Here is a 17484-nt window from a genome sequence, read left to right as displayed (position 1 = left end):
ATGGCCTCAAGGTGGACGACTACGACGTGGATGAGATCCTGCAGCAGGCGCTGGACCGGCTGACGGTGCTGGCCGACATCAACTCGGCGCTGGCCGGGACCCTGGAGGTGGGCGAGGGCCTGCGGCGGGTCACCCGGATCGTGGCCCGTCGGCTGGGGGACTGGTGCGCCGTCGATCTGCTGGCCGGCAAGGGCAGGATCGAGCGTATCTCTGTCTCCCGTACTGAAAGCGGCCTCCAGCCGCACGAGGAACAGGCTTTCCTACCCCTCCCTCCGGGGCCGGCTGCCGATCCCCTGGTCCGCGTGCTGCGCGGCGCCGGCCCGCTGCTGCTGACGGAAACCGACCTCGCCCACGACGACCGTGAGGAATCGCAGACGCGGCAGGTCTCCTTCGCCGCGGGCGCCACCAGTGCCGTCATCGCCCCGCTGCGGGCCCGACGGGAGGTCATCGGCGCACTCATCGTCAGCCGCTCGGGAGACCACCCTCCGCTTACCGAGCACGACCTGCCCCTGATCGGCGATCTGGTCCAGCGCGTCGGTCTCGCCATCGACAACGCGCGCCTCTACCGCCAGGGGCAGCGGGTCGCCGAACGTCTCCAGCGTTCGCTGCTGCCCGAGCTGCCCGAAGTCGATGACCTGCGCATGGCAGCCCGCTACTCCCCCTCGCTGGCCACCGCCGAGGTCGGCGGGGACTGGTACGACAGCTTCCTGCTGCCCACCGGCCAAACCACGCTGATCATCGGCGACGTCACCGGCCACGATCTCAAAGCCGCCGTCACCATGAGTCAGCTTCGCAACATGCTCCGCGGCATCGCCAGCGACCGCCAGGAACCCCCCGAGAAGATCCTGCACCGGATGGACGTCGCCCAGCACACCCTCTACCCCGGGACCACAGCGAGCTGCGTCTTTGCCGTCCTCCGAGGACCTGACACCGGTCCCTGGGAAATCCACTACGCCGTCGCCGGCCATCCGCCGCCCCTTTTGATCACCCATGACGGCGACGCCCGCTACCTCGAAGGGGGCCGGAGCCACCTCCTCGGCGTCACCACCGACCTGGCCCGCACCAGCGCCATCGAACCCCTGCCGGCCCGCTCCACCCTCCTGCTCTACACCGACGGTCTCATCGAACGCCGGGGCGAGACCCTCGACCAGAGCCTCACCCGTCTGCGCCAGCACGCCGCGGCTCTCGCCCGCGAGACCCCCGACACCTTCTGCGACGAACTCCTGACGGGCCTCGCCCCCGACAGCACCGACGACGTCGCCCTCCTCGCCCTGCGGCTCCCGGGGGCCGACAGTTCTGAGAACACGGCATCACGGGCGGACTGACCTGATCCGGGAAGGGCTCCAACCGCTGCGGGCCGGTCAGTCGCCGGGTGCCTCCGGTGTGGTCTGTTCGGCCCAGATGACCTTGCCGTCCTTGGTGTAGCGGGTGCCCCAGCGTGCGGTGAGCTGGGCGACGAGGAAGAGGCCCCGTCCGCCTTCGTCCATGGTGGCGGCGTAGCGCAGGTGCGGTGAGGTGAGGCTGCGGTCGTAGACCTCGCAGGTGAGCGTGTGGTCGCGCAGCAGCCGTACCTTGATGGGCCCGACGCCGTGGCGCATGGCGTTGGTGATCAGTTCGCTGAGGATCAGCTCGGTGGTGTCCTGGAGGGTCTCCAGTTCCCATTCCGCGAGGAGTGTGGAGACGGCGGCGCGTACGCGGCGGACGGCTGCGGGATCGGATTCGATGTCCCACTGCGCGACCTGTTCGCTCCCCAGGACGCGTGTCCGGGCGACGAGCAGTGCGATGTCGTCGCTCTGAACGGGCGGCAGGAGTGCGTCGAGTACGGCGTCGCAGGTCTCCTCGGGGGTCTGCTCGGCACGTGCGAGGGTCTCGCGGAGAATGCGGAGTCCGGTGTCGATGTCCTGGTCGCGGCGTTCGACGAGGCCGTCGGTGAACAGGACGAGCCTGCTGCCTTCCGGCAGGTGCAGTTCCACGGATTCGAAGGGCAGCCCGCCGATGCCGAGGGGGAGGCCCGAGGGCACGTCCAGGAATTCCACGGTGCCGTCGGGGCGTGCGAGGGCGGGGGCGGGGTGGCCGGCTCTGGCGATGGCGCAGCGGTGGGTCACGGAGTCGTAGATGGCGTACAGGCAGGTGACGCCGGTGATGCTGGTCTCGCCGCCGGCGGCGACGGCTTCCTGGTCGGTGCGGGTGACCAGTTCGTCGAGGTGGCCGAGGAGTTCGTGGGGCGGCGGATCGAGGGAGGAGAAGCTGTGTACGGCGGTGCGCAGCCGTCCCATCGTGGCGGCGGCGTGCAGTCCGTGTCCGACGACGTCGCCCATCACCAGGGCGACGCGGGCGCCGGACAGGGGGATCACGTCGAACCAGTCGCCGCCGACGCCTTCCTGCGCGGGGAGGTAGCGGTAGGCGACTTCGACGGCGTGCTGTTCGGGCAGGGTGCGGGGCAGCAGGCTGCGCTGGAGGGCCACCGCCATGCCGTGCTCGCGGGTGTAGCGGCGTGCGTTGTCGAGGGATACGGCGGCGTGGGCGGCCAGTTCGGCCGCGAGGGAGAGATCGTCCTGTTCGAAGGGCTCGGTCTTCTCCGAGCGCCAGAAGTTGACGACACCCAGCAGCACACCGCGGGCGCGCAGCGGCGCCGTGATGAGCGAGTGGACTCCGTGGTCCAGGATGTGCGAGGCCCGTACCCGGTCCACCTCCTGCCATCCCGGGGAGTCGCGCAGCCGGGGCACCAGGATCGCCCTCCCCGTCTCGATGCTGCGAGCGGGTGGCGAGGACGGCGTGTAGGTGATCAGGTCGCCGATGGGGAAGAAGGGGGTTTCGTCACGGATACCGCTGACGGCCGTGCGCTGCATCCGCGGGCCGGTGCCGCCGGTGCCGCCGCCGTTCATCCCCGGTTCGTCACCGCGCACCACGGCCTCGGGCAGGTCGACGGTGGCGTAGTCGGCGAAGCCCGGAACGGCGGCCTGGGTCAACTCCTCGGCCGTACGGATCACGTCCAGGGTGGTTCCGATGCTGCTGGTCGCGTCGTAGAGGAACTCCAGCCGTCGCCGGACCAGCTCGACCCGCTGCGACGCCTCGCCGATCATCTCCATCACCTCGTCGGTGCGGACCGGTTCCTGGCCGACCACCGCGTCGACCACGAGCCGCGCGGACGCCGCGCCGACAGAGCCGGACAGCTGGGCTTCCGCGTGATGGACCAGCTCCGGGGGCGCCTCGGCCTCCGGTGAGTCGGGCCTCGTCCCCGGGTAGGCGCGCAACGCCCGCTCGGCGCCCTCCCGCCCGAGGAAGCGCTCCAGCATCGTCTGCAGCGCGCCGACCGTGGCGTGGGCCTGCCAGCGCCGCTCTCTGGCCGGCTCCGCGAGGATGTCGACGAACTGCACCGCCTGCGCCCGCTCGGCGACGTTCGGCCGGCCGGCGAGCGAGACAGCGACGTACCCGCCGATGTTCACCAGCGCGCTCCAGAACATCGCATGGCTGACCGGGTCCATTCCCGACAGGCCGAACAACCGCTGCGGCCGGAGCAGCTCGATGCCGAGCGGGCCCTCGCGCAGGAACGAGGCGGGCAGCAGCCCGGACTCGGCGAAGCTCGGCAGCAGCAGGGTGTACGCCCACATGACGAACCCCGCCACCAGACCCACCAGCACACCGAGGCGGGTGCCGCCCTTCCAGAACAGGCCGCCGAGGATCGCGGGCGCGAACTGTGCCACGGCCGCGAACGACACCAGGCCGAACGACGTCAGTGCCCGCCCCTCGCCCGCGAGCCGGAAGTACGCGTAGCCGAGCAGCAGGATCAGCACGATGGTGGTCCGGCGGATGCCCAGGACCAGGCCGGAGAGATCGTCTCGACGGGCCAGCCGGGACCTGCTGCGCAGCAGCAGCGGCATCACGAGCGAGTTGGACACCATGGTGCTGAGCGCGATGGTCTCGACGGCGATCATGGCGGTGGCCGCGCTGAGGCCGCCGATGAAGACGAACAGCGCGAGTGCCTGCTGGCCTTCGGCGATCGGGAGGGCCAGCACATAGGTGTCGGCGTCGGTGGCCCCGCCGAGCCGTAGGAGGCCACCGGCCGCGAGCGGAAGCACGAAGAAGGTGTTCGCGAGCAGGTACAGCGGGAACAGCCACATCGCGCGCTTGAGGTGCTTCTCGTCGACGTTCTCGACGAAGGTGACCTGCCACTGCCGGGGCAGCAGCACGATCGACAGCATGGACAGCACGATGACCCAGACCCACGTGCCGTAGCTGGTGTGCCCGTGCAGGGTGAACAGTTGGGTGAGGTCGGCCTGCGCGGCCCGGGAGAACAGGTCGTCGAACCCCCGGAACATCCAGAAGGTCACGAAGACCCCGACCGCGAGGAGCGCCGCGAGCTTGACCACGGACTCGAACGCGACCGCGGCGACCAGACCCTCGTGGCGTTCGGCGGTGTCCAGGTGGCGGGTGCCGAAGAGGATGGTGAACGCGGCGAGCAGCAGCGCCGCGTACAGCCCGGTGTCCTGGAGCAGCGGAACCTGGCCCATCTCCGAGGCGGCGGTGATCTCGGGATACCGGCGAATGATCTCGAAGGTGTCGGAGACCGCTTTGAGCTGGAGCGAGATGTAGGGAGCGATCCCCACCACGGCGATGATCGTGACCAGACCGCCCAGCACCGCACTCTTGCCGTAGCGGGCGGAGACGAAATCGGCCAGTGAAGTGACCCGATGGCGGCGGCTGACCCGCATGATCCTGCGCAACACCGGCCAGCCGAGCGCGAGCATGAGCACGGGCCCCAGGTAGAGGCCCAGGAAGCCGACGCCGGTGGCGGCGGCCCCGCCCACGTTGCCGTAGAGCGCCCATGCGGTTTCGTACACCGCGAGGGACAGGGCGTAGACCGTGGCGTTGTTGATCAGGCTCCGGCCGGCGGCCGCCCTCCGGTCGGCGTAGAAGGCCACGACGAAGAGCAGGCCGAGGTACGCCACCGAAACAGCGACGATGATCTCGGCCCGGAGCACGGCACTACTTTGATCGGGCGCCGACGATGGCGACCAGGCCGATCACGATCGCCCAGACCAGGTACAGGTACGCCCAGAGAAGCGGGACGCCGAAGACCCGGTCCATGCGGTCGAACTGCGCCAGCAGCGGTGGCACGACCAGCACGAACCCCAACGCCCCCACGGCCGCCAGGCGCCCGGCCAGCCGCTCGTCGTCCCGTGACCTCGCCACGGCTGCCTCCACAACCCCATGTCACGCCTCGCCACGCACCCGGGTGTGTCCCGTGCCGCATCACGGCAGCGGACACCGCAGTGCCACACAGACGCCGCCCCAAGACGCTATCGGCAGCCCGCTGCATGATCGAAGACCAACACACCCACTGCTGCTCCCCCGGAAGGAACCGCCCTCGGCCACACGGGTCCCGGGCCCGCGCCGCCTGCCCACCCGCCGGCCGGCCCGGGAGACCCGGAACCCGCCGGCGGGTGAGGGAGGAGGACGCCCGACGCGGTGCCGCTACGTCACCCCGGCAGCTCCCCCCGCAGCTCCCGCGCCGCCGCCACCAGGCTCGCCAGCGACGCCCGCGTCTCCGCCCAGCCCCGCGTCTTCAGCCCGCAGTCCGGGTTCACCCACAGCCGCTCCGCCGGGATCGCCCGCAGCCCGGTGCGCAGCAGCGCCACCGTCTCCGCCGGGTCCGGCACCCGCGGCGAGTGGATGTCGTACACGCCGGGCCCCGCCTCCCGCGGATAGCCGTGACCGGCCAGTTCGTACGCCACCTGCATGTGGGAGCGCGCCGCCTCCAGGCTGATGACGTCCGCGTCGAGGTCGTCGATCGCCGCGACGATGTCGCCGAACTCCGCGTAGCACATGTGCGTGTGGATCTGCGTGTCCGCGCGCGCGACGCCCGTCGTCAGCCGGAACGCCCCGGTCGCCCACGCCAGATACGCCGGCCGGTCCGCGGCGCGCAGCGGCAGCGTCTCGCGCAGCGCCGGCTCGTCGACCTGGATCACCGCCGTGCCCGCGGCCTCCAGGTCGGCGACCTCGTCGCGCAGCGCGAGCGCCACCTGCCGGGCGGTCTCGGCGCGCGGCTGGTCGTCGCGGACGAACGACCACGCCAGCATCGTGACGGGGCCCGTGAGCATGCCCTTGACCGGGCGGTCCGTCAGCGACTGCGCGTACGTCGTCCAGCGCACCGTCATCGGCTCGGGGCGGGAGATGTCGCCCGCCAGGATCGGCGGGCGGACGTAGCGGGTGCCGTACGACTGCACCCAGCCGTGCCGCGTGGCCAGGCAGCCGGTCAGCTGCTCGGCGAAGTACTGCACCATGTCGTTGCGTTCGGGCTCGCCGTGCACGAGCACGTCGAGTCCGGCCTCCTCCTGGTACGCCACCACCTCGCGGATCTCCGCCGCGATCCGCTCCTCGTAGCCGGCCGTGCTCATGCGCCCGGCGCGCAGGTCGGCGCGGGCGGCGCGCAGCTCCGCGGTCTGCGGGAAGGAGCCGATGGTCGTCGTCGGCAGCGGCGGCAGCTCCAGCCGGGCCCGCTGGGCGGCCGCGCGCTCGGCGTACGGCGCGGGGCGGCGGGCGTCGGCGGCGCTCGCGGCGGCGGTACGGGCGCGGACGGCCGGGTCGCGGGTGACCGGGGAGGCGGCGCGGGCAGCCAGGGCGGCGCGGTTGGCGGCGAGTTCGGCGGCGACGGCGCCGGTGCCGCGGGCCAGGCCGCGGGCGAGCACGGCGACCTCGGCGGTCTTCTGCCGGGCGAACGCCAGCCAGTGCCGCAGCCGGGGGTCGATGTCCCGCTCCGCGGCGGTGTCGAGCGGCACGTGCAGCAGCGAGCAGGACGCGGCGATGTCGACGCGGTCGGCGAGCCCGAGGAGGGTGCCGAGGGTGGCCAGCGCCCGTTCCAGGTCGCAGGCCCACACGTTGCGGCCGTCCACGACGCCGGCGACGAGCCGCTTGCCGGGCAGCCCGCCGACGGCGGCCAGTGCGTCGAGGTTCGCCGCACCGGCGCCGGTGAAGTCCAGCGCCAGGCCCTCGACCGGCGCCCCGGCGAGCACGGGCAGGGCGTCGCCGAGGCGGCCGAAGTACGAGGCGACGAGCAGCGCGGGACGGTCGGCGAGGCCGCCGAGTTCCCGGTAGGCGCGTCCGGCGGCGGCGAGTTCCGCGGGCGTACGGTCCTGGACGAGCGCCGGCTCGTCGAGCTGCACCCACGCGGCGCCGGCCGCGCGCAGGTCGGCCAGCACCTCCGCGTAGACGGGCAGCAGCCGGTCCAGCAGCGTCAGCGGTTCGAAGCCCGCGGGCGCGCCCGGCGCGGGCTTGGCGAGCAGCAGGTAGGTCACGGGGCCGAGGAGCACGGGCCGCGGGCCGGGGGCACCGACCGCCAGCGCCTCGGTCAGCTCGGCGGTCTGCTTTGCCGAGTCGGCGGTGAAGACGGTGTCGGGGCCCAGCTCGGGCACCAGGTAGTGGTAGTTGGTGTCGAACCACTTCGTCATCTCCAGCGGGGCGGCGTCCTGCGTGCCGCGGGCCATGGCGAAGTAGCCGTCGAGGCCGTCGGCGGCGACGGCGGCGCGGTGGCGGTCGGGGACCGCGCCGACCATGACGGTGGTGTCGAGCACGTGGTCGTAGTACGAGAAGTCGCCGGTCGGCACCTCGTGGACGCCGGCCTCTGCCAGCTCCCGCCAGTTGGCGCGGCGCAGTTGCGCGGCGGTGGCGCGCAGCTCCTCAGCGGTGACGCGCCCCTTCCAGTAGCCCTCGACCGCCTTCTTCAGCTCCCGGTGGTGGCCCTGCCGGGGGTAGCCGTACACGGTCGCCCGGGCCGCGGCTGCGGACTTCGCTGTCACGGAGATCTCCTTCGCGAGATGGATCCCTGAGATCCCGGCGCCGGAAGGAGAGGGGGAGGAGACGCGCGCCAGGCAGCCCGGCATGTCCCCGCGGTACCGCGGCGGGTGCCCTGATGCCGGTCCTGTACGTCACGTGCGCCGACCCTGCCCTCGAAGGTCACCGGGATGGCCGCGCGCGGAAGGCCCGCGCACGGGCAGCGGGCAGGTCTTCGGACTCGCGGGCAGGTCCGTACGCGGACGTGTCGTCGCGCGCACGGGCGCCTACTGGCCGTCGCTTCCCGGACCCGTCGGGTCCAGTGCGTATGACGGCGGTCGTTCCCGCTCACCGCTGCGGGGCAGTCCCGGATTCCCACCGGGTTCCCTCTTGCGACGCCACCGCCTGGCGGACGGGGCGAACCGGCTGCACCGCCAGTGTAGGGCGACACCGCCGCGGGCCGCGGGCTTGACCCCGACGCAGGGTCAACCTCCGAGCATGGCCGCATGACCACGAAGAACCCCGCCGTCGAGGCGTACGGACTGCGCAAGGCGTACGGCGCCCGCGAGGTCGTCGCCGGCGTCGACCTCACCGTGCCCGCAGGCACCGTCTACGCCCTCCTCGGCCCCAACGGCGCCGGCAAGACCACCACCGTCCGCATCCTGACCACCCTCCTCGCCGCCGACGCCGGCACCGCCCGCGTCGGCGGCCACGACATCCGCCGCGCACCCGGCCGGGTGCGCGCGGCCATCGGCGTCACCGGCCAGTTCTCCGCCGTCGACGGGCTGCTCACAGGCCGCGAGAACCTGCGCCTCATGGCCGACCTCGGCCACCTCGCGGGTCCCCGCGCCACCGCCGTCACCGCGCGGCTCCTCGCGCGCTTCGGCCTCGCCGACGCCGCCGACCGGCGCGCCGCGACGTACTCCGGCGGCATGAAGCGCCGCCTCGACCTGGCGATGACGCTGGTGTCCGGGCCCCGGCTGATCTTCCTCGACGAGCCGACCACCGGCCTCGACCCGCGCAGCCGCCGGGAGTTGTGGGACGTCGTGCGCGAACTCGTCGCCGACGGGACCACCGTCTTCCTCACCACCCAGTACCTGGAGGAGGCGGACCGGCTCGCGGACCGCATCGGGGTGCTCGACGGCGGCCGGCTCGTCGCCGAGGGCACCGCGGCCGAGCTGAAGCGCCGCGTCACCGGCGGCCACGTCGAACTGCACGCCGCCGACGCCGCGCGGGCGGCGGAGCTGGCGCGGCGGCTGCCCGGCGCGGTGGCGGACCCGGCGGCGCCGGCCGTCACCGTGCCGTACGACGGCAGCGTCGGCGCGCTGCGGCGGCTGCTCGCCGGGCTCGACGACGACGGGTCGGTCACCGGCCTCGCGGTGCACACGCCGGACCTGGACGACGTGTTCCTGGCCCTGACCGGCGGCGCCGCCGCTGCCGAGGGGGTACGGGCATGAGCGCCCCCGGCACGTACGTCCTGCGCGACTCCGCGACCATGCTGCGCCGCAACCTGCGGCACATGGCCCGCTACCCCTCCATGACGATCATGCTCGTGGGCCAGCCGCTGCTGTTCCTGCTGCTGTTCACGTACGTCTTCGGCGGCACGATGGGCGCGGGGCTCCCCGGCGGCGACCGCGGCGACTACCTCACGTACATCGCCCCCGGGATCCTCACGATGACGGTCGCGAGCGTGTCCATCGGCACCGCCGTGCTCGTCGCCAACGACATGACCGACGGCATCATCGACCGGTTCCGCACCATGCCCCTCGCGAAGTCCTCGGTCCTCACCGGGCACGTGCTCGCCGCGATGATCCAGACCGCGCTGGCGCTCGCGGCGGTCGGCGCGGCGGCGTTCGCGCTCGGGCTGCGCACGGCCGCGTCGGCGGCCGACTGGGCCGCGCTGCTCGGGCTGCTGGCGCTGCTGTCGTACGCGCTGACGTGGTTCACGGTGGCGCTGGGGCTGGCCAGCCCGGACCCGGAGACGGCGAGCAACCTGCCGATGGTCTTCGTGCTGCTGCCGTTCGTGGGCAGCGGCTTCGTACCGGTCGAGTCGATGCCGGCGGGGCTGCGGTGGTTCGCCGCGCACCAGCCGTTCACACCGGTCATGGACCTGCTCCGGGGGCTGCTCGCCGGCTCGCCGGACGGCGCGGACGCGGCCTGGGCGGTGGGCTGGTGTGCGGTCCTCGGCACGGCCGGCCACCTCTGGTCGCGCCGCCTCTACCGCACCCGCGCGGCGGCCTAGGCTGCCCTGATGCTGACCATCGGCGAACTCGCGTCGTACGCGGGCGTGACGGTGCGCGCGGTCCGGCACTACCACGCCAAGGGCCTGCTCCCCGAGCCGGACCGGGACCACTCCGGCTACCGCCGCTACGACGCCGCCGCCGTGGTCGAGCTGATCCGCATCCGCACCCTCGCCGAGGCCGGCGTCCCGCTGGCCCGGGTACGGGAGCTGCTGCGCGCCGACGAGGCGGAGTTCGCGGCGGCGGTCGCGGACATCGACCGGCGGCTGCGGGCCGAGATCCGCGCCCGCCGGGAGACCCGCCGCCGCATCGCCCGGCTCACGGCCGGCGACAGCCTCGCCCTGCCGGCGGAGGTCGTGGCGTTCCTCGACCGGCTGCGCGAACTGGGCGTCGACGAGCGGATCGTCGCGGTCGAGCGCGAGGGCTGGATCCCCCTCGCGGCCCACGCCCCCGACCGCGTACCGGAGTGGCTGGCCCGTAAGCGGTCCCAGCTCGACGACTCCCAACTCCTCGACTTCTACCGCACCCTCGGCCACGCCCTCGACTGGGCACCCGACGACCCCCGCCTGACCGTCCTGGCCGACGACCTCGCCGCGTACCTCGCCCGCCTCACGGCGGAACGGGGGCAGGACTACGTCGCCGACGTCGACCTCGCACCGCCGCTCGCGGAGCTGATGGACAAGCTGGCCTTCGAGGCGGCGCCGCCGGGGCGGCGGCTCATCGAGCTGCTGCGCGAGCGGGGTTGGACGGGGTGGACGCGGCTGGAGCCCGTGGATCCGCGTTGATCTCTCGTGGGTGATGGGTACACATCACCCGGGGTCGACGGGACTCAGGAGGCAACAGATGGCAGTGGTTCGTCGATCAGGGCTGCCCGAAAAGTCCGGACCCCGAACGGCCGGCCGGACAGATGGCCGCACCGGCGGGTGGTTCGACTGGACCGGGCTGAAGGCCGACATCCGGGCCGCCGGAGTGGACGCGGGCATCTCGCTCGTCGTCACCGGCGCGATATTCGTCTGGCTCTACGTCCGCGTGGACAACGGCTCGTCGGCGACCCTCCAGGTGATGCCGATGCTCGCCGACGCCGACAAGTACTGGATGTACTGGCTCTGCCAGGCGTTCGGCTGGTCCGGCCTGCTGTGGGCGTGGATCACCATCGTCTTCAGCCTCCTGCGCACCGGCCCGCGCCCGAGAGCCCGGTGGCTCCCGCCCGCCGGACTGGAGAAGCTGCACCGGACCACCAGCCTGACGACGATCGCGCTGATGTTCATGCACGCGCTGATGTTCTTCCTGGAGGAGGTCCGCGGCAACGAGGGCGGGGCGACCTGGCCCGGCCGGGTGTGGGACGCCACCGTCAAGGTCTTCATACCCGGCGGCTACACCACGGGCACCGGCCGCATCGCCATCCTCATCGGCCTGCTCGCGTTCTACCTCGCGATCCCGCTGGGCCTGGCGTACTACCTGCGCCAGCGGACCGGTTCGCGCATGTGGCGCGCGCTGCACCGCTTCATCATCGTCGTCTACGTGCTGAGCGTCTGGCACACGCTGCTGTACGGCACGAACGTCTGGTACGACGGCACCTTCCGCACCCTGGTCTGGGCCCTCCAGATGCCCATCGCCGCGATGCTCCTCCTGCGCCTCCTGGCCCCCGCCCGCCCCAGCGAACACCTCCACCTCCGCGGCCCCCGCCGCGCCCGCCCCCTGCCGCTGACCGCCCGCGCGGCGGGCCGCCTGGCGGTGGTCGCGACGGTCGCGGGCCTGGCGGCGGTGGTCGCCACGGGCGTGGACGGCGGCCGCACACCGGACGGGGCGTCGCCGGAGGTGTGGCCCGATCAGTGGGTGATCTGGACGGGGTTGCTGGTGCTGACGCTGGCAGTGGTGGCGGTGATGCACCGGCTGCGGCCGTCGGCGGTGGAGGGGCGTACCGCCGCGGAGCGGAGGCGGGGCGAGGAGGCGACGGCGGAGGCGGGGACGGGCTGAGCGGGCGGACGGAACGCCGCCGGCGGGGCCGTGGGGGCCCCGCCGGCGACGCGCTCAGGCGGGCAGCGGGTGTGCGTCCGCGAGGCCCGCGTGCCTGCGAGGCCCGCGTGTCCGCGTGTCCGCGTGTCCGCGTGTCCGCGTGTCCGCGTGTCCGCGGGGCCGGTGCCTGTGTGCCGGCGCCTGCGCGGACGCGCGGCCTCGGGCCCGCGCCCCCGCTCGTGTGTCCGCGCGGCCCGTACCGGAAGCATGTGCGTCTGCGCGGCCCGTACCCGCGCCTGCGCGGACGGGCGGACTCGTGCCCGCGCCCGCGTGTCCGCGCGGCCCGTGACCGTGCCCGCGCGGACGCGCGGACGCGCGGTCCGTGCTCACGCCGGCAGCTTCATCGCCGCGATCGGCTTCGTGGTGGGGCGTGCGGAGCCGCCGGTCGGTTCGACCGTGACGCCCATGCCGGAGGCGTCCGCCACCCGGCCGTCCATGAGCACCGCGCCGCCGTCGCCGTCGAGCAGCCCCGCCGGCCGCATCTCCTCGCCGCCACCGCCACCCGCACCGTCCCCCTCGTCCGCGAACCAGAGTTGATACACCCGGCCCTCCGGCAACTCCGGCAGACCCGCCGCAACGAACACCGCCCGGTCCCGCTCCCGGGACACGACCACCGTGCCCGTCGCGTCCCCGCTCAGCCGCCCGGAGGCGGCCTTCGCGTCCGGGGCCGCCAGCACCGCGGTCACCTCGGCGGAGCTCCGCTCCGCCTCCCGCGCCGCCGACCGCGCGTCCTCGGCCTCCTGCTGCTGCCACACGGCGACCCCGCCGAGCCCGGCCGCCGCCGCGAGGCACGCCGCCAGCGACCAGCGCCCGGCCCCCCGGACGGCGGCGCCCCGGCGGCGCCGTACCCGCGGCGCGCCGCCACCGGCGTCCGCCGCCCGGCCGCCGTCGACGGACGGCGGCTCCTGCCGTACGGTCTCGATCCGCCGAAGCACCTCCGTCTTCAGCCCCGGCGCCGGCCGCGCGGCGACCGCCGTGCCCAGCCGGGCCGCGGTCTCCGCCAGCTCCCGTACCTCCACCGCGCACGCCTCGCAGAGCGCCATGTGCTCCTCGAAGAGGGCCCGTTCCGGCGGCGGCAGCGCGTGCAGGACGTACGCCCCGGTGGCGGTGTGGGCGGAGTGCGCCGCACCGAGCGCGTGGTCGGCGCCGGCGCCGGCCCCCGTCACGTCCCCACCCCCAGGCAGTCCCGCAGCCGGATCAGCCCGTCGCGCAGCCGCGTCTTGACCGTCCCCAGCGGCAGCGACAGCAGCCCGGCGACCTCCCGGTACGTCAGTCCGCGGTAGTACGCCAGCGTCACCGCCTCCCGCTGCAACTCCGTGAGCATCCGCAGGCAACGGCGCACCTGCACCCGTTCGAGCCGCCCCTCCACCTGCTCGCTCACCTCGTCGAACGCCGGAGTCCGCGCCAGCAGCGCCGCCTTCTGCTCCCGCTCCGCCGCGGCCTGCGCCGACCGCACCCGGTCCACCGCCCGCCGGTGCGCGAGCGTGAGCACCCAGCTCCGCGCGCTGCCGCGCTCCGGCCGGAACCGCGCCGCGGTGCGCCACACCTCGACCATCACGTCCTGCATCACCTCCTCGGACTGCGCCGGATCGCGGACCACGGAGCGCACCAGCCCGAGCACGGGCCCGCTCAGCGCGTCGTACACGTCGCTGAACGCCTCGCGGTCGCCCCGTGCGACCCGGGACAACAGCTCCTCCGCGGTGCTCTCGCCCGGTTCTGGCGACGCCGGCACCCCGGCTACGTCGGTTGATCGCACGGGACTCCTTCGGGACTCCTTCGGCAGCGTGCTCACTTGCTCATCTGCTCACGTACGAAGCGCGTCATGTGCTCACTTCGGCATCAGGACGGTGTCCACGAGGTAGACGGTGGCGTTCGCCGTGGGCACGTTGCCGCAGACGACCTTCGAGGAGTCGTTGACGGTGTAGTCCTCGCCGGACCCGGCGGTGGTCAGCTCGCTCTTCTGCAGCGTGGGGTACGTGCCGCTGCGGAGCTGCTCGGGCGTGAGCTTCTGGCCCACCACGTGGTACGTGAGGATCTCGGTGAGCTTCTCCTTGTCGGCCAGCACGGCGTCCAGGTCCTTCTGGGGGATCGCGGCGAAGGCGTCGTTCGTGGGCGCGAAGACGGTGATGTCCTGGGCGCTGTTGAGGGTGTCCACGAGGCCGGCCTTCTTGACCGCGGTGACGAGGGTCGACAGCTCCGGGTTGTTCGACGCGGCGGTGGCCACGGGGTCCTGGGCCATGCCGTCGAAGCTGCCGGCGCCGTCCTGGGGGACGGCCGCGCAGGCGGGGCCGAAGGGCCCGGAGGAGCCGGCGGGGCTCTCGGCGGCGTCGTCGGACTTCTCGGACCGGGACGCGCTGTCGCTCGCGGACTTGTCCTTGCCGTCGCCGTTGTCGCCGTCGTCGCCGCAGGCGGCGAGGGACAGCGGGAGTACGGCGGCGGCGGTGAGGGCGACGGCGACGCGACGGGTGCGGGTGGTGGGGGTGGTGCGGGTGAAAGCGCGCATGGTGAATCGATCTCCTTGAGGGTTGATGTGGTGCGGGGTTGAGGGTCGGGGGCGCGTGCAGGCGCGCGGGGGCGGGTCAGACGACGTCGACCACCACCGAGTGCCTGCCGGTGGCGCCGTCGGGCAGGACCGGCGCGCGGGCGGCGGTCTGCACGTCGCCGCCGCGGTCGGTGGCACGTACCTGGAGGGTGTGGGAGCCGGGTTCCGCGTCCCACGTCCACACCCACTGGCGCCAGGTGTCGACGCTGTCCTCGGCCGCGAGCCGGGCCCGCCGCCACGGGCCGCCGTCGACCCGGACCTCGACGCGCTCGACGCCGCGGTGCTGCGCCCACGCGACGCCGGCGACCGGTACCCGCCCGGCCTCGACGGTGGCCAGGGGCCGGGGGGTGTCGATACGGGACTGGGTCTTGATCGGCGCCCGGGCGGCCCAGTCGCGCCGGACCCAGTACGGGTCGTAGGCGTCGAAGGTGGTCAGCTCCAGCTCGGTCAGCCACTTGCAGGCGGAGACGTAGCCGTAGAGGCCGGGCACCAGCATGCGTACGGGGAAGCCGTGGTCGAAGGGCAGCGGCTCGCCGTTCATGCCCACCGCGAGCATGGCGTCGCGGCCGTCCATGACCGTTTCGACGGGGGTGCCGATGGTCATGCCCTCCACGGAGCGGGCGACGAGCTGGTCCGCGGGGCCGCCGCGCGAGGGCGGCCGGACGCCGGCCTCGCGCAGGAGGGGCGCCAGGGGGACGCCGATCCAGCGGGCGTTGCCGACGTACGAGCCGCCGACCTCGTTGGAGACGCAGGTGAGGGTGACGTGCCGCTCGATCAGGTCGCGGCGGAGCAGGTCGGCGAAGCGGAGGGAGAGTTCGCGGGGGACGCCGTCGCCGTGGATGCGCAGGCGCCAGGACGCGGCGTCGACCCGGGGGACGACGAGGGCGGTGTCGACGCGGTAGAAGTCGCCGCTGGGGGTGAGGAACGGGGGGACGCCGTCGATGCCGAGGTCGGCACCGGGCGGCACCGGTGGCGCGGCGGACGCGGGCTCGGGCAGCCGGAGCCGGTCCCGCGAGGCCACCGCCTCGGCGGCCCGCCCGGCACGCAACTCCCGCCCGAGCACCCAGGCCCCGCCGGACGCGGCGGCGGCGGTGGCGGCGGCGAGGGCGAACCGGCGGCGGTCGAAGGGGGGTTGCGGGGGTGCGGAGCCGGGGGAGGCGGGGGCGGCGTCGGCGCCGGGCAGACGGCCCGGGTCGTCGGATTCGTCCGCGGCGTCCGGGCCGTCCGCGCCGTCCGCGCCGTCCGTGTCGGATGCATCCGACTGCCCGGGAGCACTCGGTGGATGCCGCTCGCCACCGGGAGGACGAAGGAGTCCGGACAGCCCGTAGAGGACCCCCGCGCCCACCACCGCCCCGGCCGCCGACGGCAGCGCGTCCGCGGGCCCGGCGCCCAGCCCGGGCCGGCTCAGCGCGGCGGCGGCGCCCAGGACGCCGAAGGCGAGCACGCCGGCCGATCCGGTGCGCCGCATCCGCAGCGTCAGCGCGCCGAGCGCCAGGGCGAAGAGCGTCAGCAGCACGAGCACGCCCGACTTGAGGACGAGCTTGTCGTCCTCGCCGAAGTTCCGGATCGCCCAGTCCTTGACGGCGGCCGGTGTCGCGTCGACGACGGCCGCCCCCACGGCGTTCAACGGCGCCGCCTCGACCCGCACCCCGACGGCCGCCGACTCGGCGACCCCCAACGCCGCCCCGGCGGCGACCAGCCCGCACACCCCGGCGGCGGCAAGCACCGCGGTGGTACGCGCGGGGCGGACCGGCGCGGCGGCGGTGCGGCCGGCGGCGGTGCGCGCGGCGGTGCGCCGGGCGCGGCGGGCATCGGATCGCAGTGGGCTCCTCACACCCCCCATTCGACGCCGCCCCGGCCGCGGATTGGTCCGAGTTTCGAACCCGGCTCGCGCGTCCCTTTCAGCCCCCGGGTGTGGGGACGTGCGGGGGCAGCAGGCCCGTGGACCTGGCCGTGGTCCAGAGGGCTTCCGGGATCGGGTGGGTGAACGCGGTCGCCGTGCCGGCCACCTCCGCCGGCGTGCGGGCGCCGACCACCACGCCCGTCACCGCCGGGTGCCCGAACGGGAAGGCGAGCGCGGCCGCCGTCGGGGGCACGCCGTGGCGGTCGCAGAGGGTGCGCCAAGCCGTGACGCGCTCGGCGAGGGCGGCGGGGATCGTCGCGTAGCCGTGGGGGGCGTCCGGGCGGGGGTCCGTGAGCAGGCCGGACTGGTAGACGCCCGCCGCCAGCACCGCGACCCCGCGCGCCGCGCACAGCGGCAGCAGCTCGTCGAGCCCCGTGTGGTCCAGCAGGTTGTACCGGCCCGCGAGCATCACGCAGTCCGGCCCCGGCGCCGCCGCCTCGCGGAGGTAACGCGCCGCCACCGGCGCGTGGTTGACGCCGATCGACACCGCGCCGACCGTGCCGCGCGCGCGGAGTTCCGTCAGCGCCCGGTAGGCGTCGGTGACGGCGACGGGGAAGTCCTCGTCCGGGTCGTGGACGTGCAGCACGTCGATCCGGTCCAGCCCGAGCCGCCCCAGGCTGTCCTCGACAGAGCGCATGACACCGCGGTACGAGTAGTCCCGCCGCGGCCCGACGCCGGGCGGCGGGTCGGCCCAGATCGGCTGCGTGTCGGTGCCGCCGGGCACGATGAGCCGGCCGACCTTCGTGCACAGCGCGTACGCCCCGCGCGGGCGGGGCGCGAGCGCGGCGCCGGCGCGGCGTTCGGAGAGCCCGTACCCGTAGACGGGCGCGGTGTCGAAGAGCCGGACGCCGGCGTCCCAGGCGGCGTCGACGGTGCGCGCGGCGTCCGCGTCGGAGACGGGTGCGAACAGGCCGCCGATGGAGGCGAGTCCGAGGCCGAGGCGGGTGACGGAGACGTCGGTACGTCCCAGGGGTACGACTTCGTCCGGTCGCACGGGCGGCTCCTCTCGGGGT

The 17484-nt window shown here is 74.1% G+C and carries 13 protein-coding genes and 1 riboswitch; of the genes, 5 read left to right on the top strand and 8 right to left on the bottom strand.

The window, feature by feature from the left end; translation table 11 throughout:
• The first annotated feature begins 11 nt into the window (after nucleotides 1–11).
• Entirely contained in the window at nucleotides 12–1325 is a 1314-nt protein-coding gene (locus LG396_RS31955; protein ID WP_225797426.1) for a PP2C family protein-serine/threonine phosphatase, read from the top strand.
• Between the two features lie 36 nt (nucleotides 1326–1361).
• On the opposite strand, the gene LG396_RS31950 is transcribed toward LG396_RS31955, so the two are convergent.
• From LG396_RS31950 to metE, 3 genes are all read right to left on the bottom strand, one after another.
• Nucleotides 1362–4982: a SpoIIE family protein phosphatase gene (locus tag LG396_RS31950; RefSeq protein ID WP_225797425.1), complete on the bottom strand. Its 3621-nt coding sequence runs from the start codon at nucleotides 4980–4982 to the stop codon at nucleotides 1362–1364.
• Between the two features lie 4 nt (nucleotides 4983–4986).
• On the bottom strand, nucleotides 4987–5193 hold the full coding sequence (locus LG396_RS31945; RefSeq protein ID WP_037746174.1) for a hypothetical protein: 207 nt from the start codon (nucleotides 5191–5193) through the stop codon (nucleotides 4987–4989).
• Nucleotides 5194–5480: 287 nt separating this feature from the next.
• Nucleotides 5481–7796 carry a 5-methyltetrahydropteroyltriglutamate--homocysteine S-methyltransferase gene (gene metE, locus LG396_RS31940; protein ID WP_225797424.1) on the bottom strand — a complete coding sequence of 772 codons (2316 nt, stop codon included), beginning with the start codon at nucleotides 7794–7796 and terminating at the stop codon, nucleotides 5481–5483.
• Nucleotides 7797–7979: 183 nt separating this feature from the next.
• Nucleotides 7980–8212, bottom strand: a riboswitch (cobalamin riboswitch).
• Nucleotides 8213–8276: 64 nt separating this feature from the next.
• Between metE and LG396_RS31935 the strand changes: the two genes are divergently transcribed.
• The 4 genes from LG396_RS31935 (at nucleotide 8277) to LG396_RS31920 (ending at nucleotide 11987) form a co-directional block, all read left to right on the top strand.
• Nucleotides 8277–9227: an ABC transporter ATP-binding protein gene (locus LG396_RS31935; RefSeq protein WP_225797423.1), complete on the top strand. Its 951-nt coding sequence runs from the start codon at nucleotides 8277–8279 to the stop codon at nucleotides 9225–9227.
• Entirely contained in the window at nucleotides 9224–10012 is a 789-nt protein-coding gene (locus LG396_RS31930; protein WP_225797422.1) for an ABC transporter permease, read from the top strand. The genes LG396_RS31935 and LG396_RS31930 overlap by 4 nt, the downstream gene beginning before the upstream one ends.
• Before the next feature lie 9 nt (nucleotides 10013–10021).
• Nucleotides 10022–10795, top strand: a complete 774-nt coding sequence (locus tag LG396_RS31925) for a MerR family transcriptional regulator (RefSeq protein WP_130456602.1) — start codon at nucleotides 10022–10024, stop codon at nucleotides 10793–10795.
• 184 nt (nucleotides 10796–10979) lie between these two features.
• Complete coding sequence (locus LG396_RS31920; protein ID WP_372483603.1) at nucleotides 10980–11987, top strand: ferric reductase-like transmembrane domain-containing protein; 1008 nt, start codon at nucleotides 10980–10982, stop codon at nucleotides 11985–11987.
• 365 nt (nucleotides 11988–12352) lie between these two features.
• On the opposite strand, the gene LG396_RS31915 is transcribed toward LG396_RS31920, so the two are convergent.
• The 5 genes from LG396_RS31915 to LG396_RS31895 form a co-directional block, all read right to left on the bottom strand.
• Nucleotides 12353–13192 (bottom strand): anti-sigma factor, encoded by an 840-nt coding sequence (locus tag LG396_RS31915; protein ID WP_225797420.1) that lies wholly within the window; start codon nucleotides 13190–13192, stop codon nucleotides 12353–12355.
• Nucleotides 13189–13758, bottom strand: a complete 570-nt coding sequence (gene sigK, locus LG396_RS31910) for an ECF RNA polymerase sigma factor SigK (protein WP_018838532.1) — start codon at nucleotides 13756–13758, stop codon at nucleotides 13189–13191. Before sigK ends, LG396_RS31915 begins: the two co-directional genes overlap by 4 nt.
• 96 nt (nucleotides 13759–13854) lie before the next feature.
• A complete protein-coding gene (locus LG396_RS31905; RefSeq protein ID WP_225797419.1) occupies nucleotides 13855–14529 on the bottom strand; it encodes a fasciclin domain-containing protein in 675 nt (224 codons plus the stop codon).
• A gap of 76 nt (nucleotides 14530–14605) precedes the next feature.
• Nucleotides 14606–16402, bottom strand: coding sequence for a molybdopterin-dependent oxidoreductase (locus LG396_RS31900; RefSeq protein WP_225797418.1), 1797 nt, complete (start codon nucleotides 16400–16402; stop codon nucleotides 14606–14608).
• 67 nt (nucleotides 16403–16469) lie between these two features.
• Nucleotides 16470–17465: an aldo/keto reductase gene (locus LG396_RS31895; protein WP_225797417.1), complete on the bottom strand. Its 996-nt coding sequence runs from the start codon at nucleotides 17463–17465 to the stop codon at nucleotides 16470–16472.
• Nucleotides 17466–17484: the final 19 nt, after the last annotated feature.

This window comes from Streptomyces aculeolatus, assembly GCF_020400605.1.
In the GTDB taxonomy this organism is placed as follows: domain Bacteria; phylum Actinomycetota; class Actinomycetes; order Streptomycetales; family Streptomycetaceae; genus Streptomyces; species Streptomyces aculeolatus.
Note: the sequence above shows the minus strand (reverse complement) of the source record. Positions and strands in the feature narration are given on the sequence as shown.